This window comes from Paracraurococcus ruber (assembly GCF_004353985.1).
In the GTDB taxonomy this organism is placed as follows: Bacteria; Pseudomonadota; Alphaproteobacteria; order Acetobacterales; family Acetobacteraceae; genus Paracraurococcus; species Paracraurococcus ruber.
In genome coordinates this window covers 1-3,881 of sequence record NZ_SMOA01000391.1, presented here as the reverse complement: position 1 = coordinate 3,881, position 3,881 = coordinate 1, and the positions used below count along the sequence as shown (strand labels likewise).

At 70.5% G+C, this 3,881-nt stretch carries 4 protein-coding genes; 1 reads left to right on the top strand and 3 read right to left on the bottom strand.

What is annotated here, in order from left to right:
- Positions 1 to 1,387 precede the first annotated feature (1,387 nt).
- The 3 genes from E2C05_RS29605 to E2C05_RS29595 are packed head-to-tail and all read right to left on the bottom strand — an operon-like array spanning position 1,388 to position 2,435.
- Positions 1,388 to 1,606, bottom strand: a complete 219-nt coding sequence (locus E2C05_RS29605) for a hypothetical protein (RefSeq protein ID WP_133223209.1) — start codon at positions 1,604 to 1,606, stop codon at positions 1,388 to 1,390.
- Positions 1,607 to 1,629: 23 nt separating this feature from the next.
- On the bottom strand, positions 1,630 to 1,878 hold the full coding sequence (locus E2C05_RS29600) for a hypothetical protein (protein ID WP_133223208.1): 249 nt from the start codon (positions 1,876 to 1,878) through the stop codon (positions 1,630 to 1,632).
- On the bottom strand, positions 1,875 to 2,435 hold the full coding sequence (locus E2C05_RS29595) for a helix-turn-helix domain-containing protein (RefSeq protein ID WP_133223207.1): 561 nt from the start codon (positions 2,433 to 2,435) through the stop codon (positions 1,875 to 1,877). The genes E2C05_RS29600 and E2C05_RS29595 overlap by 4 nt, the downstream gene beginning before the upstream one ends.
- A 571-nt stretch (positions 2,436 to 3,006) precedes the next feature.
- Between E2C05_RS29595 and E2C05_RS29590 the strand changes: the two genes are divergently transcribed.
- Entirely contained in the window at positions 3,007 to 3,699 is a 693-nt protein-coding gene (locus E2C05_RS29590; RefSeq protein WP_133223206.1) for a recombinase family protein, read from the top strand.
- Positions 3,700 to 3,881 lie beyond the last annotated feature (182 nt).

The window sequence follows — 3,881 nt, the reverse complement described above, 5'->3', positions numbered from 1 at the left end:
AAAAAATCCGCTGCGGCTCACAGCTCACAGTATGCGGGCCGCTCCGCAGAGCGCCGCTCTAGGCTTGTGATGTGCGGCCCGGAAATCGCATCGCACGCAAAGAATGCCGCTGTGGCCGTCGGGCCGCACCTCGTCAGCGTCTCCGACTTCGTCTTCGTCGGTCCCCGCCGCTACGCGCGTCGTGCAGCTCCTCGCCGCGCAGCACCGCACCGCCCTGATCGTCGTCGTCGAGCAGGCGGCGAGTGCCGGCAGAGGCTCGGGAGGAGGCCTGCGGAGGCGCAGCGTCTCCACGTCATCTCCGCGTTGTCTCCAGGTCGTCTCCGCGGCGGCCCCACTGGTCCCCGGCGCATGGCGGGTCGTGTCGAGCTGCGCAGAGGACGCGCAGAGAGGGGCGAGGAGGAGGGATGGACTGTGGTCCTCCCCTCACTCCGTGGGGCGCGTGCTGGGGCACTCACGGCACCCAAGGTTGGGCAGCACGGGGGCACCAGCGGGGGGGACTATAGGGGGGGTCTTGAAGACCACTTGGAGGGGGTCTTGGTGACCAGCTCTGCGACCACTCTGTGTCCCCCTCTTCGCTTCGCTCAGAGGGTGACTTCGTCCGCTGCTTGACCGGCGCCGCGGCCGGCTGCGTGCAAGCCTGCATGCGTGCTGGCTGGCATGCTGACAGGGGGACCTGGTCCCCAGAAGGCCACATGCCCCGCGCTGGACCGTGGATGGGCCGCCAGCGGCTTCTGGCATCTGGTCGCTACTCGCGTACCCCCAGGCCCCCAAAACGCCGCGTACGGCCTTCCTACGCGATTTGCGGGGCATGCCCGCCGGTGGGGTGGTTCCCCCGGCGCTCCCGCTGGCTTCTGGGATGCCTCTAGGCCGCGCCAGGAAGCCCGTGGAGGGCGCCCCAGCGGGCAGCAGACCCAGCACCCAGCGGCGGGGCGCCTGGAGGCCTCCTGCGGGCTTCCTGGCGCGTCTCGCGCACGGAGACGACCTGCATCGTGGAGGCCTTCGCGGCGTCGTCCGCAACCACCCTAGCGGGGCACTCGCTGGACGGCCTGTAGCGCGCGACGTGGCGAGCAATGCGGGCGTGTCCTGGGTGGGGGTGTTCCCCCGGCTTGGCGCGGGCGCTACGGAGCAGGATCACGGGCCGGCCCGACGAGACAGCGCGCCACGGTCTTGACCATGAACTCGGCGCCGACGCGGGTCGGCGTGGTCCCGTCAGCAGGGATCGCGCCGTCCCGTACGATTGCCCAGGACCATAGCCGGCCGCCGCTCGGACCTATGCGCTCGGCCACTCGCAGGATCAGCACACCGCGCGCTCCGGTGTGCGTCCAGATCTTGATCTTGAGGCCCGGTAGTTCGTCGTCGTTGGCCGGGACTGGTAGCGCGCACATGGTCAGGCCTCGCGGCCCTGCCCGACCACGCCAAACGTCGGCCGCACGACATTCCCGCCCGTGGCCTCGTCGCGCGCTCGCTGCCGTCGGAGGAGCTGAGCGAGGAGGTGGGCCTCAGTGCGCCAAGGCACCTCGAAGGTCATGGGATGGCCCCCGTCGTCCGTGCATTCGATGCGTAGCGGCTTCAGACCTGCAGGGTCTTCGTCATCATCGGCGCTCACGTCCGTTCCCTCCTGGAGTGGCGTCACGGATAGTCCGGCAGCCGGCCGGTGTTGGCGCGGCGGTTCACGTAGGCCTCGGCCTCCGCGAGCAACGCCGCGAGGCCGTGGGGCACGCTGTTGCGCATGACCAGCTGGTCGCGCGGATCGGGCGTGTGAACGACGACCATCCAACCGTCACCACCATCGTCGAGGATCTCTACGCGACAATCGCGGAGCGACCGGATCTCGACTTGGCGGTAGGGCTGTCCGCGGAACGGGGCGTGTTCGCTCACTTCCGGCCTCCCTCGATCAGCCCCAGCAGCGGCGCCGCGGCCTGCGCCTTGACCCGCGCTGCGCCAGTCTGGTGCGTGGCGATCCGCGAGTTCATGCGGTAGCGCACGAGGCCCGGCCCGCGCATCCCGGCGACCTTCTCGCGGAAGCGCACGATGGCACCGAACGCCTCCAGCTCGGACATGATCTCGCTGATGTGCTGCGGCGTCGTCCCCGCCTCTTCGGCCAGCTCCTCCCGTGTCCGCACGATGTCGCCCGTGTCGCGGCGAAGGTGCAGGAAGAGCTTCGCCCAGAGGCGCACGGCGACCTGGGGCCGCGCCGCGGTGTCGAGGAGGTGCGAGACGACGCGGTCGTTGTCGGCGGGGGACATCATGACGAACGTCCAGTCTGGTTGGTCGGCGGCGGTCTGACGGTCGATGGTGGCGAGGATCTCGCCCACGGCACGCTGCGGCAGTTCGGGCAGCGCCAGGACCAGTTGGCGCAGCCGCTCGGCCTGCTCGGCCTGGAGTTGGTCTGCCCGGCTGCGGAAGTGAACGAGCGGCGCTGGCCCTCGCGGCATGTGAATCCCCCCGGATTACGTCCCACAGTGTGGGACCATTGCATCCCACGGTGTGGGACGTAAAGACCCGCCCAATGCGCGCGCGCGCGCGTAGATCGTCGTAGATGATCCCTTCCCCTGTTGGTCCCCTTCCGGCCTGTGGATAAATCGACCAGGTCCCCCCTCCCCCGGCCCTTGGAGCGCCACCCAGCGGGCACGCATCGGCCACGCAGCAGCGACCAGACCAGCCACGCACCGGCCACACGTCGGGGGGACGACCAGGGGGCCTGGAGGACGGCGCGCAGCAGCTCGGGGAACGGGACTCCCCCGGTACTCGTCGAGGTGCCCCAGGGGTCGGGGGAGCGGCGCGAAGAGGGGGTGGGGGGTCAACGAGCCGGGCGGGGCAACGGCAATAAGAACAAGGCTTTAGCGGGATCTTCGAACCGCTTCGATTTCACCCCATGGGGGTGCCTCAGCCGAAATCTCCGCGCCCCAGCGGCGCCGGCCAGATCATGTCACTTCTCGTCATCGAATGTTGACGAGAGGTGATATGGCGGGCTAGAGGAGGCGCACCGCCACCGAGGCCCACCCGATGACCACCCAGCAGCGCACATTCGTCGCGTACGCCCGCGTCAGCACCGACAAGCAGGGCCGCAGCGGCCTGGGTCTGGAGGCGCAGCAGGCGGCGATCCGCGGCTTCCTCCAGCCCGGCGACCGGCTGCTGGCGCCGATCTACGTCGAGGTCGAGAGCGGCCGGCGCAGCGACCGGCCCGAGCTGGCGAAGGCTCTGGAGCGGTGCCGCGTGACCGGCGCGACGCTCCTCCTGGCGAAGCTCGACAGGCTGTCCCGCGATGCGCACTTCCTGCTCGGCCTGTCGAAGGCCGGCGTGGAGTTCGTCGCGGCCGACATGCCGCACGCCAACCGGCTCACCGTCGGCATCATGGCCCTGGTCGCGGAGGAGGAGGCCCGCGCGATCAGCACCCGCACCAAGGCCGCGCTCGCAGCAGCCAAGGCGCGCGGCAAGCAGCTCGGCGGCGTGCGGCCCGGCCAGCAGCTCCCCGGCGCGGAGCAGCAGCAGCGCGGGCGTCAGGCCGGCGCAGCAGCGAACAAGGCCGCCGCGGTGCGCGTCGCGCTGAACATCGCGGAGCGCGTGGAGGAGCTGCGCGGCGCCGGCATGAGCCTGGAGAGGATCGCGCAGCAGCTCCAGGCCGACGGTGTGCCGACAGCGCGCGGCGGGGCCTGGACGGGGACCGCGGTGCGGCGCGTCCTCCAGCGCGTCGCGTAATGCGGCGCGAGTGTGCCGTGGGCCGATATGTGTCGGCGTACCTCGCAGCACCCCGCACGCAAAAAAATCCGCTGCGGCTCACAGCTCACAGTATGCGGGCCGCTCCGCAGAGCGCCGCTCTAGGCTTGTGATGTGCGGCCCGGAAATCGCATCGCACGCAAAGAATGCCGCTGTGGCCGTCG

Coding starts and splice junctions, on each gene's coding strand:
- E2C05_RS29595 (WP_133223207.1), bottom strand. CDS start 2,435: ATGCCGCGAGGGCCAGCGCCGCTCGTTCACTTCCGCAGCCGGGCAGAC.
- E2C05_RS29590 (WP_133223206.1), top strand. CDS start 3,007: ATGACCACCCAGCAGCGCACATTCGTCGCGTACGCCCGCGTCAGCACC.